This is a genomic window from Mycobacterium sp. NPDC003449, from assembly GCF_053588415.1.
The window spans coordinates 41,252-57,904 of record NZ_JBSFPX010000020.1; the positions used below are offsets into that span (position 1 = coordinate 41,252).

General features: G+C 66.3%; 11 protein-coding genes and 1 pseudogene. 4 read left to right on the forward strand and 8 right to left on the reverse strand.

The features are described 5' to 3' along the window. Nucleotide 1: 1 nt before the first annotated feature. From ACWDTP_RS08520 to ACWDTP_RS08540, 5 genes are all read right to left on the reverse strand, one after another. Complete coding sequence (locus tag ACWDTP_RS08520) at nt 2–2,881, reverse strand: MMPL/RND family transporter (RefSeq protein ID WP_450018507.1); 2,880 nt, start codon at nt 2,879–2,881, stop codon at nt 2–4. Nucleotides 2,882–3,002: 121 nt separating this feature from the next. Continuing rightward, entirely contained in the window at nt 3,003–3,764 is a 762-nt protein-coding gene (locus ACWDTP_RS08525) for an SDR family NAD(P)-dependent oxidoreductase (protein WP_450018509.1), read from the reverse strand. 16 nt (nt 3,765–3,780) lie between these two features. Beyond that, nucleotides 3,781–4,794 (reverse strand): acetamidase/formamidase family protein, encoded by a 1,014-nt coding sequence (locus ACWDTP_RS08530; protein WP_450018511.1) that lies wholly within the window; start codon nt 4,792–4,794, stop codon nt 3,781–3,783. 30 nt (nt 4,795–4,824) lie between these two features. Then, nucleotides 4,825–6,753, reverse strand: coding sequence for an ABC transporter ATP-binding protein/permease (locus ACWDTP_RS08535; protein WP_450018513.1), 1,929 nt, complete (start codon nt 6,751–6,753; stop codon nt 4,825–4,827). Between the two features lie 40 nt (nt 6,754–6,793). After that, nucleotides 6,794–6,958, reverse strand: coding sequence for a hypothetical protein (locus ACWDTP_RS08540; RefSeq protein WP_450018515.1), 165 nt, complete (start codon nt 6,956–6,958; stop codon nt 6,794–6,796). Between the two features lie 250 nt (nt 6,959–7,208). On the opposite strand from ACWDTP_RS08540, the gene ACWDTP_RS08545 reads away from it, so the two are divergent. Beyond that, a complete protein-coding gene (locus ACWDTP_RS08545) occupies nt 7,209–7,430 on the forward strand; it encodes a zinc ribbon domain-containing protein (protein ID WP_450018517.1) in 222 nt (73 codons plus the stop codon). A gap of 18 nt (nt 7,431–7,448) precedes the next feature. Further along, complete coding sequence (gene fmdA, locus ACWDTP_RS08550) at nt 7,449–8,705, forward strand: formamidase (RefSeq protein ID WP_450018519.1); 1,257 nt, start codon at nt 7,449–7,451, stop codon at nt 8,703–8,705. A gap of 13 nt (nt 8,706–8,718) precedes the next feature. Here fmdA and ACWDTP_RS08555 read toward each other — a convergent pair. Next, nucleotides 8,719–8,838: pseudogene (locus ACWDTP_RS08555) on the reverse strand (acyl-CoA dehydrogenase family protein); the annotation flags it as partial. A gap of 97 nt (nt 8,839–8,935) precedes the next feature. Here ACWDTP_RS08555 and ACWDTP_RS08560 point away from each other — a divergent pair. Together ACWDTP_RS08560 and ACWDTP_RS08565 are read left to right on the forward strand one after the other, a co-directional pair. After that, nucleotides 8,936–12,433, forward strand: coding sequence for an indolepyruvate ferredoxin oxidoreductase family protein (locus ACWDTP_RS08560; RefSeq protein WP_450018521.1), 3,498 nt, complete (start codon nt 8,936–8,938; stop codon nt 12,431–12,433). A 158-nt stretch (nt 12,434–12,591) separates the two neighbouring features. Beyond that, nucleotides 12,592–14,130, forward strand: coding sequence for a serine/threonine-protein kinase (locus ACWDTP_RS08565; protein ID WP_450018523.1), 1,539 nt, complete (start codon nt 12,592–12,594; stop codon nt 14,128–14,130). Between the two features lie 13 nt (nt 14,131–14,143). Here ACWDTP_RS08565 and ACWDTP_RS08570 read toward each other — a convergent pair whose 3' ends face one another. Together ACWDTP_RS08570 and ACWDTP_RS08575 are read right to left on the reverse strand one after the other, a co-directional pair. Beyond that, nucleotides 14,144–16,012 carry an acyl-CoA synthetase gene (locus ACWDTP_RS08570; RefSeq protein ID WP_450018525.1) on the reverse strand — a complete coding sequence of 623 codons (1,869 nt, stop codon included), beginning with the start codon at nt 16,010–16,012 and terminating at the stop codon, nt 14,144–14,146. 169 nt (nt 16,013–16,181) lie between these two features. Further along, nucleotides 16,182–16,653, reverse strand: a 472-nt coding sequence (locus ACWDTP_RS08575) for a pyridoxamine 5'-phosphate oxidase (RefSeq protein ID WP_450018527.1), incomplete at its 5' end; no start/stop codon positions are given.

Genomic DNA, 16,653 nt, shown 5'->3' on the forward strand with positions numbered 1-16,653 from the left:
GCTACCGGCGTCCGGCCAGGCGGTCACGCTCCATGGCCCGGGCCACCACGCCGCGGGCCGGGCGTTGGCGCACCATCTGCGGCCACCAGAACCAGCGGCCCATCAGCGCCGCGATCGACGGCGTCATGAACGACCGGATCACCAGGGTGTCGAACAGCAGACCCAGCCCGATCGTCGAACCGACCTGGGCGACCACCGTCATCTCGCTGACCACCATCGACATCATGGTGAACGCGAACACCAGACCGGCCGCGGTCACCACGGACCCGCTGCCGCCCATGGCCCGGATGATGCCGGTGTTGATGCCTGCGGGCAGCTCTTCCTTGAGCCGGGCGATCAGCAGCAGGTTGTAGTCGGCGCCGACGGCGAGCAGCACGATTACCGCCATCGCCATCACCATGAAGTGCAGCTCGATCCCGATGAGGTGCTGCCACACCAGGATCGACAATCCGAACGACGCCCCGAGCGACACCAGCACGGTGCCGACGATCACGGCCGCGGCCACCACGCTGCGGGTGATCAGCAGCATGATGATGAAGATCAGGCACAGTGCCGAGATCCCGGCGATGATCAGGTCGTAGTTGTTGCCGTCCTGCATGTCCTTGTAGGTTGCCGCGGTGCCGGCGAGGTAGATCTTCGACCCCTCCCACGGGGTGTTCTTCATGGCCTCCTTGGCGGCCAGTTTGATCCCGTCGATGAGCTTGATGCCGTCCGGGGTCAGCGGGTCACCCTCGTGGGAGATCATGAACCGCACCGCTTTTCCGTCCGGTGAGACGAAGCTCTTCATCCCGCGTTTGAAGTCCTTGTTGTTGAACGTCTCCGGCGGCAGGTAGAACGTGTCGTCGTTCTTGGCGTCGTTGAACGCCTTACCCATGGCGGTCTGGTTGTCCGACATCGCGGCCTGCTGCTCCTGCTGACCCTTCTGGGTCTGATACATCGTCAGCATCATGGTCTTCATCTTTTTCATGGTCTCGATCTGCGGCAGCATCATGGTCGCCATCTGCGGCATCAGCTGATCGAGTCTGTGCATGTCGGGCATCATTTCCTGGATGCTCTGGGTCATCGTGTCGACCCCGTCCAGGGCGTCGAACACCGCCCGGAACGACTGGCACATCGGAATGTCGTAACAGTGCGGTTCCCAGTACAGGTAGTTGCGGATCGGTCGCAGGAAGTCGTCGAAATCCGCGATCTGATCCCGTAGCTCGGCCACGTCGGCGACCATCGTGTCCATCTTGCCCACCATGCTGTGGGTGATCCCGGCCATCTCCTGCATCTGCCCGATCATCCGGGTCATCAGGTCGATGGTCTTCTGCATCTCGTCGCCCTGCACCAGCATGTCGTCCGCGCGGTCCATCTGGTACTTGCGGTTCATCGTCTGGTTGACCCCGCCCATGCTCATCTGGGCCGGGATCGTGCTGAAGTCGAGCGGCTCGCCCTGCGGTCGCGTGATGGCCTGGACGCTGCCGATACCGGGCACACCGAAGACCGCCTTGGCGATCTTGTCGATCACCAGAAAGTCCGCCGAGTTGCGCACGTCGTGGTCGGTTTCGATGAGCAGCAGCTCGGGATTCATCTTGGCGGGCGAGAAGTGCCGCTCGGCGGCCGCGAAGCCCTGCTGGGCCGGCAGGTCGGGGGGCAGGTAGTTGCGGTCGTTGTAGTTGGTCCGGTAGCCGGGCAGCGTGAGCAGCCCGATCAACGACAGCAGGATGGTGCTCAACAGGACCGGTCCGGGCCAGCGGACCACGAAAGCCCCCAGCCGGCGCCAGCCCCGGATCCGCATCGCACGCTTCGGCTCGAGGATCTTGCCGAATCGGCTGGCCACCGTGATCACCGCAGGCCCGAGCGTGAGTGCGGCCAGCACCGCGACCACCATGCCGACCGCCATCGGAATGCCCAGCGTCTGGAAATAGGGCAGCCGGGTGAAATGCAGGCACAGCGTCGCACCGGCGATCGTCATACCCGACCCGAGCACCACATGGGCGGTGCCGTGGAACATCGTGTAGTAGGCCTGTTCGCGGTCTTCGCCGACCGTTCTGGCCTCCTGATATCGCCCGATCAGGAATATGGCGTAGTCGGTCGAGGCCGCGATCGCCAGCGTCACCAGCAGCTGGGTGGCGAACGTGGACAGCCCGATCAGATCGTAGAAGCCGAGGAAGGCGACCACCCCGCGCGCCGCGGACAGGCAGACCACCACCAGGAACAGCGTGATGAGCACCGTGATGATCGACCGGTACACCAGCAGCAGCATGGTGATGATCACCGCGAAGGTGACCATCTCGATGATCTGCACGCTGCGGTCGCCGGCCAGCTGCTGATCGTTGGCCAGGGCCGAGCCGCCGGTCACGTACACCTTGAGACCCGGCGGTGGTTGCAGACTCTCGACCAGCTCCTGGACCGCCTGAACCGACTCGTTGGCCAGTGCCTCACCCATATTGCCGGCGAGATAGACCTGCACATAGGTGGCTCGGCCGTCATTGCTCTGGGCGCCGGCCTCGGTGAGCGGATCACCCCAGAAGTCCTGGACGTGCTCGACATGCTTGGTGTCGGCTTCGAGCTTGTCGACCATGTCGTTGTAGAAGTGGTGCGCGTCGGCGCCGAGCGGCCTGTCGCTCTCCAGCACGATCATCGCGGAGCTGTCCGAGTGGAACTCGTCGAACACCTTGCCGACCCGCTTCATCGCGATCACCGAAGGCGCGTCGCTGGGGCTCATCGACACCGACCGCATCTGACCGACCACCTCAAGCTGGGGGACGGCCATGCTCAGCACGACGATCAGCCCGATCCAGGCGACGATGATGGGGATCGCCAGCCGGCGGATCCATCGAGCGATCCCGGAGTGCGAGCTGGTCGGCGCAGCGGGACTGTCGGTGGAATCGGCCATCAGGAACCTTTGGTGGTCGGTTGGAGCGGCGCGACAGGGCTATGAGTCGGTTCCGCGTGCGTCTTTCCTGCTTACCAGATCGGGCCGGGGAAATGGCCGCCAGCCTCCCGTCAGCGGTCGATCAGAATTGCACCCCGCGGGTCAACGCGCCGTCGACCACCAGGTTGGTGCCGGTGATGAAGCCGGCTGCCGGGCTGCTCAGGAACACGGCGGCGGTGGCCACCTCCTGCGGGGTGGCCATCCGGCCGGTCGGGTTGAGCGCGAGGGCCGACGCGAACAGGTCCGGGTTGTTCTTCTCGGCCGTGGCCCACACCCCGCCGGGGAAGTAGGTATTGCCCGGGCTCACCGAATTGGCCCGCACGCCCTTGCCGGCGTAGTTGTAGGCCAGGCCCTGCGTGTAATGGATGAGCGCGGCCTTGAACGTCCCGTACGGGCCTGCCGCGAAATCGATCTCCCGCCCCGACACGCTCGCGATCGTGACGATCGATCCGGCGTCGCTCGCCAGCAGGTGCGGCAGCGCCGCGTCGACCAGACCCACCGTGCCCATCAGGTCGACCTCGAAGCTGGCGCGCCAGCTCTCGGCGCTTTCCGCGATCGCCAGTGCGCTCACATTCGCGACCACACCGTCCAGACCGCCGAGCGTGTCGGCGGCCGTCGCGACCCACCGGGCCACCGCCGCGGAGTCGCCCACGTCCACAGCGCTGCCGATCGCGGTGGCGCCGCCCGCGGTGAGCTCGGTCTGAGCGTCGGTGACCGCGTCGGCGTTGCGTGCGCAGAACGCGACCGCGGCGCCCTCGGCCAACAGTCCCTCGACGATCGCCCGGCCGATCCCGCGCGTACCGCCGGTGACCGCGAAGCGTTTGCCCGTCAATCCGAGATCCATAGATGTCTCTTTCCGATCAGTAGGAGATGGTGCCGAGAGCTTTTGCCGCGGCGCGCAGTTCACCGTGAATCCCGCCGTAGGCGGCCGCGGCGGGCAGGAGCCGTTTGTCGATCTTGGTGACCGAGCTGTAATTGGCGTCGACGACGTTGGCGATCGGATTCAGCGAGATCTGGGTCAGCAGCTGGTAGGCGTCGAGGCGGTCCAGTCCGTAGAGTTCGCCCAGCCATCCGATCATCTCGACCTGGCCGGCGCGCCACGCCTCCTCCAGTGGGCGTCCCGAACCGATCGTGGCCAGATGGGTGTCGGTCTCCAACCGCGGCCAGGCCGGCCCGCCGCCCTTGATGAGTTCGACGATCGCGGTCACGTTCATCGCGCCCTCCACCGCGGTGCCGCAGGACTCGCCTTCGCCCTGCCGGTAGTGCCCGTCGCCGAGCGAGAACAACGCCCCCTCGACGTTGACCCGCAGATAGCAGGTGGCGCCCGCGGTCATGTCCGGGGTGTCCATGTTGCCGCCGAACGCGTCGGGTACCAGCGAGGTGCGCACCTCGCGGCGCGCGGGGGCCACCCCGACGGTGCCGAGCATCGGGTTGGCCGGCAACGCCAGCTCGAAGTTGCTGCCCCGCGCCGAGAATCCGACCGTGCCCGCGGCCGCATCGTATTCGTAGATCCAGGTCCGTTCCGGGAGGGCGTCCTGCAGCGTCGGGCTGACCGGGACGCTGGTGAGACCCCCGAAGAACGGGATCAGGCTGGAGGCGCCCCAGCTGCGCGCCGGCGTGAGGTCGACCAGGTGGATGGCCAGGGTGTCGCCGGGCTCGGCGCCTTCGATCCAGAACGGACCGGTCTGCGGATTGAGGTCCTCGCTGTCGAGTGCCGTGCTCGCCACCGCGTCCACGCTGGTGATGCGGCCGCCGAAGGCGTCCTCGGCCCACAACGTCAGCACCGTGCCCGGTTTGACCCGCATGACGGGCTGGGCACCGCCGAACGTGTAGTGCATCTGCTCGGCGGTCGGAATGAAGGTGATGTGGTCCATGACAGCCATCTTGGCCAATGAACGCGTCGGTCACACGCCAACCGGCTCGACGTCGTCGATCCGTCCCAGTCGCCAGTCGCCGTCGCCGAGCAGTTCCAGCCGCTGTTCGTGATGCTTGTCGACGGTGCTGCGGTGGGTGACGCTGACGAGCACCGTTTCGGGCAGTTCGCGGCGCACCAGCGCGTAGATCATGAATTCCAGCGGTTCGTCCAACGCCGACGTGGCCTCGTCCAGGAAGACCGCCCGCGGCTTGGTCAACAGCACCCGGGCGAACGCGACGCGCTGCTGCTCGCCGGGGGAGAGCACCTTGGCCCAGTCGTTGACCTCATCGAGCCGGTCGGCGTAGCGCGGCAGCGCCACGGCCAGCAGTGCGTCCTTGATCTGCCGGTCGTCGATGTCGCCCGGTTCGCGTGGATAGGACGCCACGGTGCGCAGATCGCCGAGCGGAACGTAGGGCAGTTGCGAGAGGAACAGCATCTCGTTGTCACCGAGCGGGCAGTGCATCGTCCCGGAGGCATAGGGCCACAGCTGCGCCAGGCTGCGCAGCAGCGTGGTCTTCCCGGTGCCCGATTCACCGGTGATGATCAGCGCGTTGCCCGCGCGCAGGTTCAGGTTCAGCCCGCTGACGAGTCGTTCGCCCGCCGGGCTGCGTACCTCGACATCGTCGAGTTCGATCACGCCCGCCCCGGCGGTGCCTGCGACGGCGATTTTCGGAAGCTCGCGGCTCTGTGCGTTCGCGGTCACCAGGCCGTGTAGCCGCATGATCGCCGCGCGGTAGCCGGCGAACGTGTCGTAGGAGTTGCGGAAGAACGACAGGGCATCCTGGATGGCGCCGAAAGCGGTCACCGACTGGGTGACCGCGCCGAGCTGGATCTGTCCGGCGAACAGCCGCGGTGCCTGCAGTAACCACGGCAGCGGGATGATGATGTGGTTCATCGACAGGTTCCAGCCGGTGAACACGATGGTGCGGTTGACGAAGCGCTTGTAGTTGGAGACGACGGGTGCGAACCACTCCCGCAGTCCGCGGCGTTCGGCCTGCTCGCCGCGGTAGAACGCCACGGCCTCGGCGGCGTCGCGCAGCCGCACCAGTGCGTAGCGGAAGGCGGCGTTGAACTTCTCGTTGTTGAACGACAGCCGGATCAGCGGGCGGCCGAGCGCGAAGGCGATGACGGTCGCGAACGCCACGTAGACGAACACCGACCAGAACATCGCGCGCGGGATCTGGACGCCGAACACGGTCAGATCGCCGGACAGGTTCCACAGGATCGAGGTGAACGAGATCACCGAGACGATCGACGAGATGGCCCCGAAGGGCAGGGTGCCGTTGCTGGTCTGGTGCGGGGTGTTGGGCTGCGGGCCGGACAGCGCGGTGAACACGTCGATATCGGACTGGATGCGCTGATCCGGGTTGTCGATGGTTCCGTCGATGAACCGGCTGCGGTAGTAGGCGCGGCCGTCGAGCCAGTCACCGGTGAGCCGGTCGGTCAACCAGGTCCGCCAGGCCAGCATGAACCGCTGGGTCATGAACAGATCGACAAGGACCCGGCTGACCAGGATCGCGGCCAACAGCGAGAAGATCAGCAGGGATACCCAAAACCCGCGCACGCCAGAATCTTTCACGGCCTGATCGCCGGTGGCGAATCCCTGCACGGCGATCTGGGCCGCCGAGTAGAGATCGTTGCTCTGGTAGCTGAACAGCACCGAAAGCCGCACGCCGACGATGACCGACAGCAGCATCGCGCCCAGCACCAGCCAGACCCGGACGCTGTGCCGTCCGGTGAAGTAGGCGCCGGTGACGGTCCAGAACTGACGGCCCCACCGGGTGTACTTGGCCAGGACGGTCAGCACGGCGAAGGTGCACACCGCGGCGATCACCCAGGCTTCGGCGAGCCACACCAGGGAATGCCAAAGCTCACCGCCCCAGTCGATCGAGGATTCGAACGGCTTCAGATCGTTCACGGGCACCGACTCCTGGGTTCGTCGACACGTGTGCGTGAAGTTACCGCAACGCGGCGACCCTCAGGCCGATGACGATGAGCCGACGGATGCCGCGCCGTTTGAGCAGCAGGTCGACATCGGTGTTGGCGAACCCACTCGAACACCAATGCTCTTGGGCGACAATGTCACCGGGCTCGCCCTCCGCGACGGTTTCAGCCGGTCCCACACCGTGCCGCCTTCGGAGATGAAGTCGTTGTAGGGGGTCGATCACCACGAGACCGGTGCCGGCCGGCGCGTATGTCACGTCGTTCATCGGGCCCTGCGAGTATCTGTTTTTCGCAACCACCGCGCCGACACCGGCATTCATGGGTAGTGTTGCATATGTCGTCACCGCGTGGAGATTGTGAGGAGACCTGTTGGTTCTCTACGTATTTCGGTGTGAATCAGGCTGTGGTACCACCGCGCGGCGGTATCCGATGGATGCCCGTCCCGACACGATCGAATGCCCGATCTGCCTGGGTGTGGCGCGCCGGAGGATCGGCGCCCCGAACCTCGGCCGCACCGGCGCGGCCATGACACTGCAGGATGCGACGCGGGCGAGCGCCGATCGCCCGGCCGTGGTGACCGGCCCGCCGGCCTCACCCGGGCGACGCCGCGTCACCGCCAACCCGCTGCACCAGAAGCTGCCCCGCCCCTGAAGCCCTGAAGGAGGACTCATGCCCGAGGTCGTGTTCGGACTCGATTCGACCAAGAAGTTCACCGATCAGGACAAGCTGGGCCACAACCGGTGGCATCCGGACATTCCGGCGGCCGTGACGGTCAAGAAGGGCGACTCGTTCCGGGTGCACTGCCGGGAGTGGTTCGACGGCGCGATCGTCAACGACGATTCCGCCGACGACATCCTCAACGCACCGTTGACCACGGTGCACGTGTTGTCCGGCCCGATCGCGGTCGAGGGCGCCAAACCCGGTGACCTGCTGATCGTGGACATCCTCGACGTCGGCCCCATCCCGCAGGAGGACTCCGGCCCGCTGGCCGGTCAGGGCTGGGGTTACACCGGCATCTTCCCGACCCGCAACGGCGGTGGGTTCCTCACCGAGCAGTTCCCCGACGCCTACAAGGCGATCTGGGATTTCTCCGGCCAGCACGCGACGTCGCGGCACGTGCCCGGCGTCGAGTTCACCGGGATCGTGCACCCCGGGCTGATGGGCACGGCACCGTCGGCGGGGCTGCTCGCGACGTGGAACACCCGCGAGGCCGCGCTGATCGCGACCGACCCCGACCGGGTGCCGCCGCTGGCGCTGCCGCCCGAGCCGCGTGATGCGATCCTGGGCGGCCTGACCGGCGATGCGTTCACCACGGCGGCCGCCGAGGCGGCCCGCACCGCACCGCCGCGGGAGAACGGCGGCAACCAGGACATCAAGAACTTCACCAAGGGCAGCCGGGTGTTCTATCCGGTGTTCGTCGACGGGGCCAACCTGTCGGTCGGCGATCTGCACTTCTCCCAGGGCGACGGTGAGATCACGTTCTGCGGTGCGATCGAGATGGGCGGGTTCATCGATCTGCGGGTGGACGTGATTCCGGGCGGGATGGACACCTACGGGGTGAGCGAGAACGCGATATTCATGCCCGGCAACACCGATCCGCAATATTCGGAGTGGCTGGCGTTCTCGGGCACGTCGGTCACCCTCGACGGCGAACAGCGCTATCTGGACTCGCACCTGTCCTACCAGCGGGCCTGCCTGCATGCGATCGACTACCTGACCAAATTCGGCTACAGCCCGGAGCAGGCGTATCTCCTGCTCGGCGCGGCGCCGATCGAAGGCAGGCTGTCGGGCGTGGTGGACATCCCCAATTCCTGTGCCACGGTGTACATCCCCACCGCCATCTTCGACTTCCCGGTCGCCCCGTCGGCCGCCGGTCCGGCGCAGATCGACTCGGGCATCGGCGCACCGCACTCGTCGTTCGGCTGACAATTCGCGAAGGTTATGTGGCGCGGTGGCCGTTGAGCGGTGACCGGCCGATGATCATCTTCTGGATGTCGGATGTGCCTTCCCCGATCAGCATGAAAGCCGCTTCGCGGTAGAGCCGTTCGATCTCGTACTCCCCGCCTTCGACGTCGTTCCGTGAGGTATTTGGGCGACTTTGACGTTCAACATAGTGAGAGTGAAGGCGTCGGATGTCCGTCATCTAGGAGGCACCAGTGACCGAACTGCGCTCACGAGAGTTCGACCTCGGTGACCGATACACCCTGGCCGACGGCGAGTTGTTTCTGACCGGTTTGCAGGCCCTGGTTCGGATCCCCCTGGAACAGAGCCGCCGGGACGCCGCGGCCGGCCTGCGGGTCGGGGTTCTGATCAGCGGCTACGAAGGCTCCCCGCTGGCCGGCTACGACCTCGAGTTGGCACGGCAGCAGGAGTTGCTCGACGGGCATTCGGTGGTGTTTCGTCCCGCGGTCAACGAAGAGCTGGCCGCGAACGCCGTCCAGGGATCGCAGCTGGCTTCGGCATCGCCAAGCTGTGAATACGACGGTGTGGTCGGCATCTGGTACGGCAAGGCTCCCGGTCTGGATCGGGCGACCGACGCCCTGCGACACGCCAATCTCGGTGGGGCCGCCGAAAACGGTGGAGCGCTGGTCCTGGTGGGTGACGATTCGATCGCCAAATCGTCGACCGTGCCCAGCGGTTCCGAGTCGGCGATGGCCGAACTCGGGCTTCCGGTACTCGTCCCCTCGGATCCCCAGGAAGTGCTCGATTTCGGCCTGCACGGAATTGCCATGTCCCGCTTCAGCGGGCTGTGGGTGGGAATGAAACTCGCGACCAATGTCGTGGACGGGTCGGCGACGGTCCGATTCGACGGCGGTCGCGTCTCGGTGCGGACTCCCAGCCGTGAGATCGACGGAGTCGATTTCCGGCACTCGGTCTCCGCACAGTTTCTCCAACCGACTCTCGGCAACCTCGAACAGAGTGCCTGTTACGACCGGATGGAATTGGTGCGTAGATATGTAGCCGCCAATGACCTGAACAGAACGATCGGCGACCCCGACGCGAAACTGGGCATCATCACCGCGGGAGCGACGTTCCGCGACACTCTGCAAGCGCTCGCGCGCCTCGGCGTCGGCGAGTCCCAGCTGATGCATTCGGGCATTCGTATTCTCAAGCTGGGTGCCATCCATCCGCTGGACCATCAAACCGTCCAGACGTTCTGCGCAGACCTGGATGAAGTGCTCGTCGTCGAAGAGAAACGCGCATTCATCGAGTTGGCGGTCAAAGACGCGTTGTACGGGCGCCGCGATGCCCCACGTGTTCTCGGCAAACGTGATGAGCACGCCCGCCAATTTCTGCGCGCGAATTCCGATCTGCCACCGGAGATCCTCGCCGACAAGATCGGGCAGCGGATTCGAAAAGTCCTTTCGGCGAGCCAGATCGGGAATCTGTCGTTCGACGCCGTCGACCAGAAATCCGCGGGCCGCATCGAGCTGCCGCTGCTGACCCGGACGCCGTACTTCTGTTCGGGCTGTCCGCACAACCGGTCGACCGTCGTTCCCGACGGCTCTCTCGTCGGCGCCGGAATCGGCTGTCACGCCATCGCGACCATGATGCCGCAAGAGCGGGTAGGCCAGATCGCGAGTCTTTGCCAGATGGGAGGAGAAGGAGCCCCGTGGATCGGTATGGCGCCGTTTGTGACCGAACAGCACCTGTTCCAGAATCTCGGTGACGGCACCTTTCATCACTCCGGGAGCCTCGCCGTCCGAGCCGCCGTCGCATCCGGGGTCAACATCACCTACAAGTTGCTCTACAACGACGCCGTCGCCATGACCGGGGGCCAACGGGTGGTAGGGAAGATGTCGGTACCTCACATCGTCCAGGAACTGCTGGCCGAAGGCGTCACCCGGATCGTCATCACCACCGACGACGTGAAGCGGTACCGGAAGGTTCCACTACCGCGCGGCGTCGCGGTGCTCGACCGGTCGGAGCTGATCCCGATCCAAGAAGAGCTGGCGGCGACGGCGGGCGTCACAGTACTCATTCACGATCAGGAGTGCGCCACCGAGCTTCGTCGCAAACGCAAGCGCGGGCTCGCGGTCGACCCCACCACCCGCGCGTTCATCAACGAACGACTGTGCGAGGGATGCGGTGACTGCGGACAGAAATCGAACTGCATGTCCGTGCAGCCCGTCGAAACCGATTTCGGGCGCAAGACCAGGATCGATCAAGCCTCGTGCAACAGGGATTACTCGTGCCTGGACGGTGACTGCCCATCGTTCGTCGCGGTACGACCAGGGCGGTCCACACCGGGTGGGAACGCCGCGGCGCCACCCGCCCTTCCGGATCCGGCATCGGTGGTCGACGAGGCCGAGTTCAACGTCCGGATCACCGGAGTCGGCGGTACCGGCGTCGTCACGACCTCCCAGATCATCGCCACCGCAGGAACTTTGGCTGGATGGCAGGTGCGCGGCCTGGACCAGCTTGGTCTGGCCCAGAAGGGTGGCGCGGTGGTGTCGGACCTCAAGTTCTCGGCCGATCCGATCCCCGGCGCGAACAAACTCGCCGCGGGTGAGTGCGATCTCTACCTCGGGTGCGATCTGCTGGTCGCAGCGGACGAAAAGAACCTGGCCGTCACGTCGAAGCGGCGCACCGTGGCCGTGATCTCGACATCGAAGGTGCCGACCGGCCCGATGATTCTCAAACCGTCGACCACGTTCCCGTCGATCTCCGACGTTCGTCGGCTGCTGGATTCGACCAGCCGGTCCGACGATTCGGTCTACGCCGACGCTCGAGCACTCGCATACCGAGAGTTCGGGTCCGACCAGTTGGCAAACATGATCCTGGTGGGGATGGCTGTACAGGCCGGGGCATTGCCGATCCCACTGACGTGGCTGGAAAGAGCCGTCGAACTCAACGGGGTGGCTGTTTCGGCAAACCTCAGGGCCCTTCATCTGGGGCGTGCGCATGTCGTCGATCCACTGTCGGTGGGCGGCGTGAAACCCCCGCGCCCGGACCGCCTCCGAACTCGCACGGCGCAGGCTGTGCGAACCGCGATCCACGCGCTGGGCGACATCGACGAAGGTCTCAAAGACCGGGTCGGATTCCTGGCCGCCGAGCTGATCGCATACCAGAATCAGGCCTACGCGCTGAAGTTTCTGACGTTCGTCGCCGATACCGCCGAACTGGAACGACGAGTTCTCGGCGCCGTTGGGACGCTGACCGCCACGGCGACCGAATCCATGTTCAAATTGATGGCGTACAAGGACGAATACGAGACTGCGCGACTATATCTCGACCCGAACTTCGAGCGGTCGGTTCGAGAGGCTTTCGGCGAAGACGCCACATTCGCCTACAAGCTGCACCCGCCGGTGCTTCGTGCCATGGGCCTCAAGCACAAGCTGACATTGGGAGCCTGGTTCAAGCCGGCGTTCTACGCGCTGCGGGCGGGGCGGCGGCTTCGGGGAACACCACTGGATGTGTTCGGATACGCCCAGGTGCGCCGGGTCGAGAGGACGCTCATCGACGATTTCGCGGAATTGACCCAACGGGCCGTGCCGCGCGCCACGCCGGACAATTTCCTCGATATTCAAGAATTACTCGCGCTCGCCCAAGAAGTGCGTGGATATGAGTCGATCAAATTGGCTGGCGTCGCAGAATACCGGCGGAAAGTCTCCGCGGCTTTCGATGAGCTGAACTCCGCGGGAATCGGCTGACGGCTGCCGCCCGGCGTGCCACGACGCGACCGTCGGGTCATCGGTACCTTCTATCCACGCGGCCTTCGCCGGCGGCTGACCGGCGGTTTGACGGGGCCGGACTGAAACGGATCTATCCTCGTCACCGATACACCGCTGGAACCCTGAAAGGACGTGGAATGGCCTCGCCCAACGGCGCCTCGCGCCTCGGCACCCGGTTCGGGCCCTATGAGCTGAGGTCGCTGATCGGGGTGGGCGGTATGGGGGAGGTGTACCGCGCCTACGACACGGTCAAGGAACGGATGGTCGCGGTCAAGTTGCTGCGGACCGAGATCGCGGCCGACCCGAGCTTCCAGGCGCGGTTTCGCCGCGAATCCCGGGTGGCGGCCCGCCTGCAGGAACCGCACGTGATCCCGGTCCACGATTTCGGCGAGATCGACGGTGTCCTGTTCATCGATATGCGCCTGGTCGAGGGCGCCAGTATCAAGGACCTGTTGCGGACCGGCGGACCGCTCGGACCCGGCCGGGTGGTGTCGATCATCACGCAGGTCGCGGCCGCGCTGGACGCCGCGCACGCCGACGGCCTGGTGCATCGGGATATCAAGCCGGAGAACGTGCTGCTCACCCCCGACGACTTCGCCTACCTGGTGGACTTCGGCATCGCCCACGTCGGCGGCGAGGCCAGCGTGACGATGACGGGTGTGCTGATCGGGTCGAGCGCCTATATGGCCCCGGAGCGGTTCTCCGGCGGGCCGGTCGGGCCGCCGGCCGACATCTACGCGCTGACCTGCCTGCTGCACGAATCGCTGATCGGGCGTCCGCCGTTCGAGACCGGCGACTTGCGCCAGCTGATGAGCGCGCACATGTTCACCCCGCCGCCCCGGCCGAGCATCATGCGGCGCGGGATCGCCAGGGCGTTCGACGAGGTCGTGGCGCGGGGGATGGCCAAGGACCCGGCGGCTCGATTCCCGACGGCGGGCGCCCTGGCCAAGGCCGCCCGCGAGGCCGCCGAGGATCCCGCCTCCCAGGCCGCAGCGGCAGCTCCGCCCGCCGTCGCACCGGCGCCCGCGCCCGTCGCACCGCGCAGCACACCGCCGCCGAGCACCCGCGAGTTCTCCTCGATCTACCCCAACCCCGAGCACACCGGCTACACCCCTTACCCGCCACCGGCGCCGCCCGCGCCGGCCCCACCACGGCCACCACGCAAACCCAGGTTCAGCCGCACCCACCTGATGCTGGCCGTGGCCATCGTGGTGCTGTTCGGCGTCGCCGCGGTGCTGGCGGCCGTGCTGATCGGCGGCGGGGACAACGGCTCCACCGCCGAGACGTCGCTGACGCCCCGGCCGTCCGATTCGGCATCACCCCCCGCCACCACCACGACCACGACCACCACGACGGAGACGGACCGGCCCAGCGGCACCGATGCGCAGGGCTTCGTCGGGCATACGGCGCGGTGCGAAGCCGGTAGTACACCGGCCGTGATGATCCGCACCGAAACCTCGCTCGCGGTGATCTGTGAGACCGGGCCGGACAGTTTCTCCTACCGAGGCGAACGGCTCCGTGACGGGGCCAACCTCCAGATCGACACCGCGGTGCCCTCCGGGAACGGATTCGTCGCGGTCAACCCGGCCGACGGCGCACGCTATGAGGTCAGCCCAGACAACCTGACCATCACGAGCAACGGTCACGTCGACTCCTCGGAGCCGGCCCTGCCATAGGCGCGCCGGCGGGTCAGTCAGTTGTGGATCGGGTGATGTCGTAGCGAACTGCGTACCTGTCCAACTCGTTTCGGAGCGCCTGCTCATCGGCACCGGGACCCACGCTGACGGTGACGACGGGCGTGCCGTCCCGAATGACCGACTCCACTGTGCTGATTCCGTCGAAGCCGTCGAGAGCGGCGATGATTGCGACGCGGATGGCATCGGTGCGCAGTGCGGGCTTGTACGGTTTGCCGACGGCGGTCAGGGGCAGCGTATCGATGATCGTCACCAGCTTGGGCGCAGCGGCGCGTTCGACGACATGGTCGGCCGCCCACTCGCGCAGCATCCCGGCGTCGGTCGTCGCACCGGGACGGACGGTCACATAGACGACCGGTACCTCACCGGAGTGAAGGTCGGGCCGGCCCACCGCTGCGGCTGCGGTGACATCTGGATGGGCCAGCAGGGCGTCTTCGACGACGGCGGGATCGATATTGTGCCCGCCGCGGATGATCAGATCCTTGGCGCGGCCGCTGAGATGGATGAATCCGTCCTCATCGACGGCGCCGAGGTCGCCTGTATCGAGCCAGCCGTCGACGAGCTTGCCCTGACCGTCGAGGGTGAAGCCCGCGGGGGTGCGCGCGGCCACGTAACCCGGGAACACGGTCGGGCCACTCACGACGAGGGTGCCGATCGCTCCGGCGGGCAGGTCGTGCCACGCCCCGTCGTCGATGCGGACTGCTTTGATGCGCTGGTAGGGCATCCGTTGGCCCACCGAACCCGGCCGGGGATGGTCGGGAAAGCTGCGGGCGCTGGCGCAGGTGGCCTCGGTCAGCCCGTATCCCTCGATAAGCGGTATGCCGGTGTGCGACTGGAACTCCCGGCGCACCGACTCCGGCAACGCCGATGCGCCGACCACCGCGAACGCGAGGCTGGATATGTCGGCGTCGACCGGGCACTGCGCGAGCACCGCGTAGACGGTCGGGACCGCACTCATGGTGGTGATCGCATAGCGCTCGATCGTCTTCCAGAACGTGGGGTACAGGTCCGGATCCCGGTAGCCGAGCGGGCCCGCCCACACCACGTGCTGTCCGCGCAGCATCGGCGCGAGCAGCGTCACGAGGAGTGCGTTGACGTGAAACAAGGGCAAGGCAGCGAAGAGTGTGGAACGCTCGCCGAGCATCCCGTTCGCTGCGATCATCCAGGCGTCGGCGACCTCATTGGCGTGCGTGTGGGCGGCCAGTTTCGGTGCGCCGGTGGTACCTCCGGTGTGGAACAACGCGGCCAGGTCGCCGGACATCGGGGCCGCGCCGGTGAATGTGTCGTCGGGAAACTCGGCGGCCAACTCGGTCAGGTGACCTGAGCGGACACCGTCGATCGGCGCAGCCGCGGCCTCGGCGGTCGGACCGACGAAGAGCACCGTGTCCACCGCACCGGTGGCGGCGAGACCGACCGCGACGTCGAACGCGGTTCGGTCCAGGTCCGCGGACGCCGCGATCATCACCCGGGCACCGGAGCGGCGGAGCAGTTCGGTGATGTGACCGGTCGACAGGCTGGCGTTGATCGGGGCGGCGATACCGGCGAGCTGCGCGGCCAGTGTCGCGGTGATCAGCTCATCGCAGTTGGGACTGAGCAGGGCAACGGCGGTGTGCCGCTCCACACCCAGGTGGCGCAACAGATTGGCGGATCGATGGACGTCGGCCAGCAGCTGGGCGAAGCTTCGCTGCGCGGGGGTGTCCCAGTGGGCTGAATCGGGCAGGACAGATATTGCGGTACGGTGGGGCCAGCTCGCGGCTGCGCGTCGCAGGACCGCGTAAGTCGAATCGGGAAGTCCGCGTTCGTGTATCGGAGTCGCTTCGATATCGGCGAGGTCGGACGGAGTGGTGTATTGCGGCCACGTCATGGCGTGACCAGGATCCGAGCTCACCCGGGTACGCCCATGAATTCTGTTGTGGTGTCCAATGATTCTTCATACCGGAGCAGTGATTCCCGTGGCAGTGGGGCGATCCGTTCCATGGGTGTCTCCTTCGTCGGAATTGCAGGGTTGGCGGTCAACGGATTCCCGCCGAGGATCACGCCGTCGGGTCAGGGGCACCCCACGGGACCGCCGATGACGTCCAGTGCGTGATGCGCTCTTCCTGGTCATTGGACTTGAGGTGCCGCGGCGGTGAAGCGAAGGTGGCATACGGCCTGCAGCGGACGACGACGCGGTCCTCCTCGTCTGCCATCTGCTCCACGAAGGGTCGCGCGTCCTCGCCGAGGGGTTGGCCTGACATGCGCCCCGCGACCGCCATCATGACATCCACGACGAGCGCGCGGTCATACTCCACGACAGCGTCGGCATAGACCTGCAGATAGGTGAGGGGCCAGCGTTCGTCGAGTACACAGATGCTGACCTTGCCGTCGCGCTCCGCAGCACGGGCCTTGCTTCGGCCGGCGAGTGTGGAGATCAGCAGCTCGTCATCGGTGGTGGGGATGTAGTAGACGACCGACATCGCCGGACCGTCCTGTCTACGCCGGTATCCGTACACGCACGTGCGGTGG

Bases quoted from the DNA above. Each gene is read 5' to 3' on its own strand.
- ACWDTP_RS08520 (WP_450018507.1), bottom strand. From the start codon at position 2,881: ATGGCCGATTCCACCGACAGTCCCGCTGCGCCGACCAGCTCGCACTCC.
- ACWDTP_RS08525 (WP_450018509.1), bottom strand. From the start codon at position 3,764: ATGGATCTCGGATTGACGGGCAAACGCTTCGCGGTCACCGGCGGTACG.
- ACWDTP_RS08530 (WP_450018511.1), bottom strand. From the start codon at position 4,794: ATGGACCACATCACCTTCATTCCGACCGCCGAGCAGATGCACTACACG.
- ACWDTP_RS08545 (WP_450018517.1), top strand. From the start codon at position 7,209: ATGGATGCCCGTCCCGACACGATCGAATGCCCGATCTGCCTGGGTGTG.
- fmdA (WP_450018519.1), top strand. From the start codon at position 7,449: ATGCCCGAGGTCGTGTTCGGACTCGATTCGACCAAGAAGTTCACCGAT.
- ACWDTP_RS08565 (WP_450018523.1), top strand. From the start codon at position 12,592: ATGGCCTCGCCCAACGGCGCCTCGCGCCTCGGCACCCGGTTCGGGCCC.
- ACWDTP_RS08570 (WP_450018525.1), bottom strand. From the start codon at position 16,012: ATGACGTGGCCGCAATACACCACTCCGTCCGACCTCGCCGATATCGAA.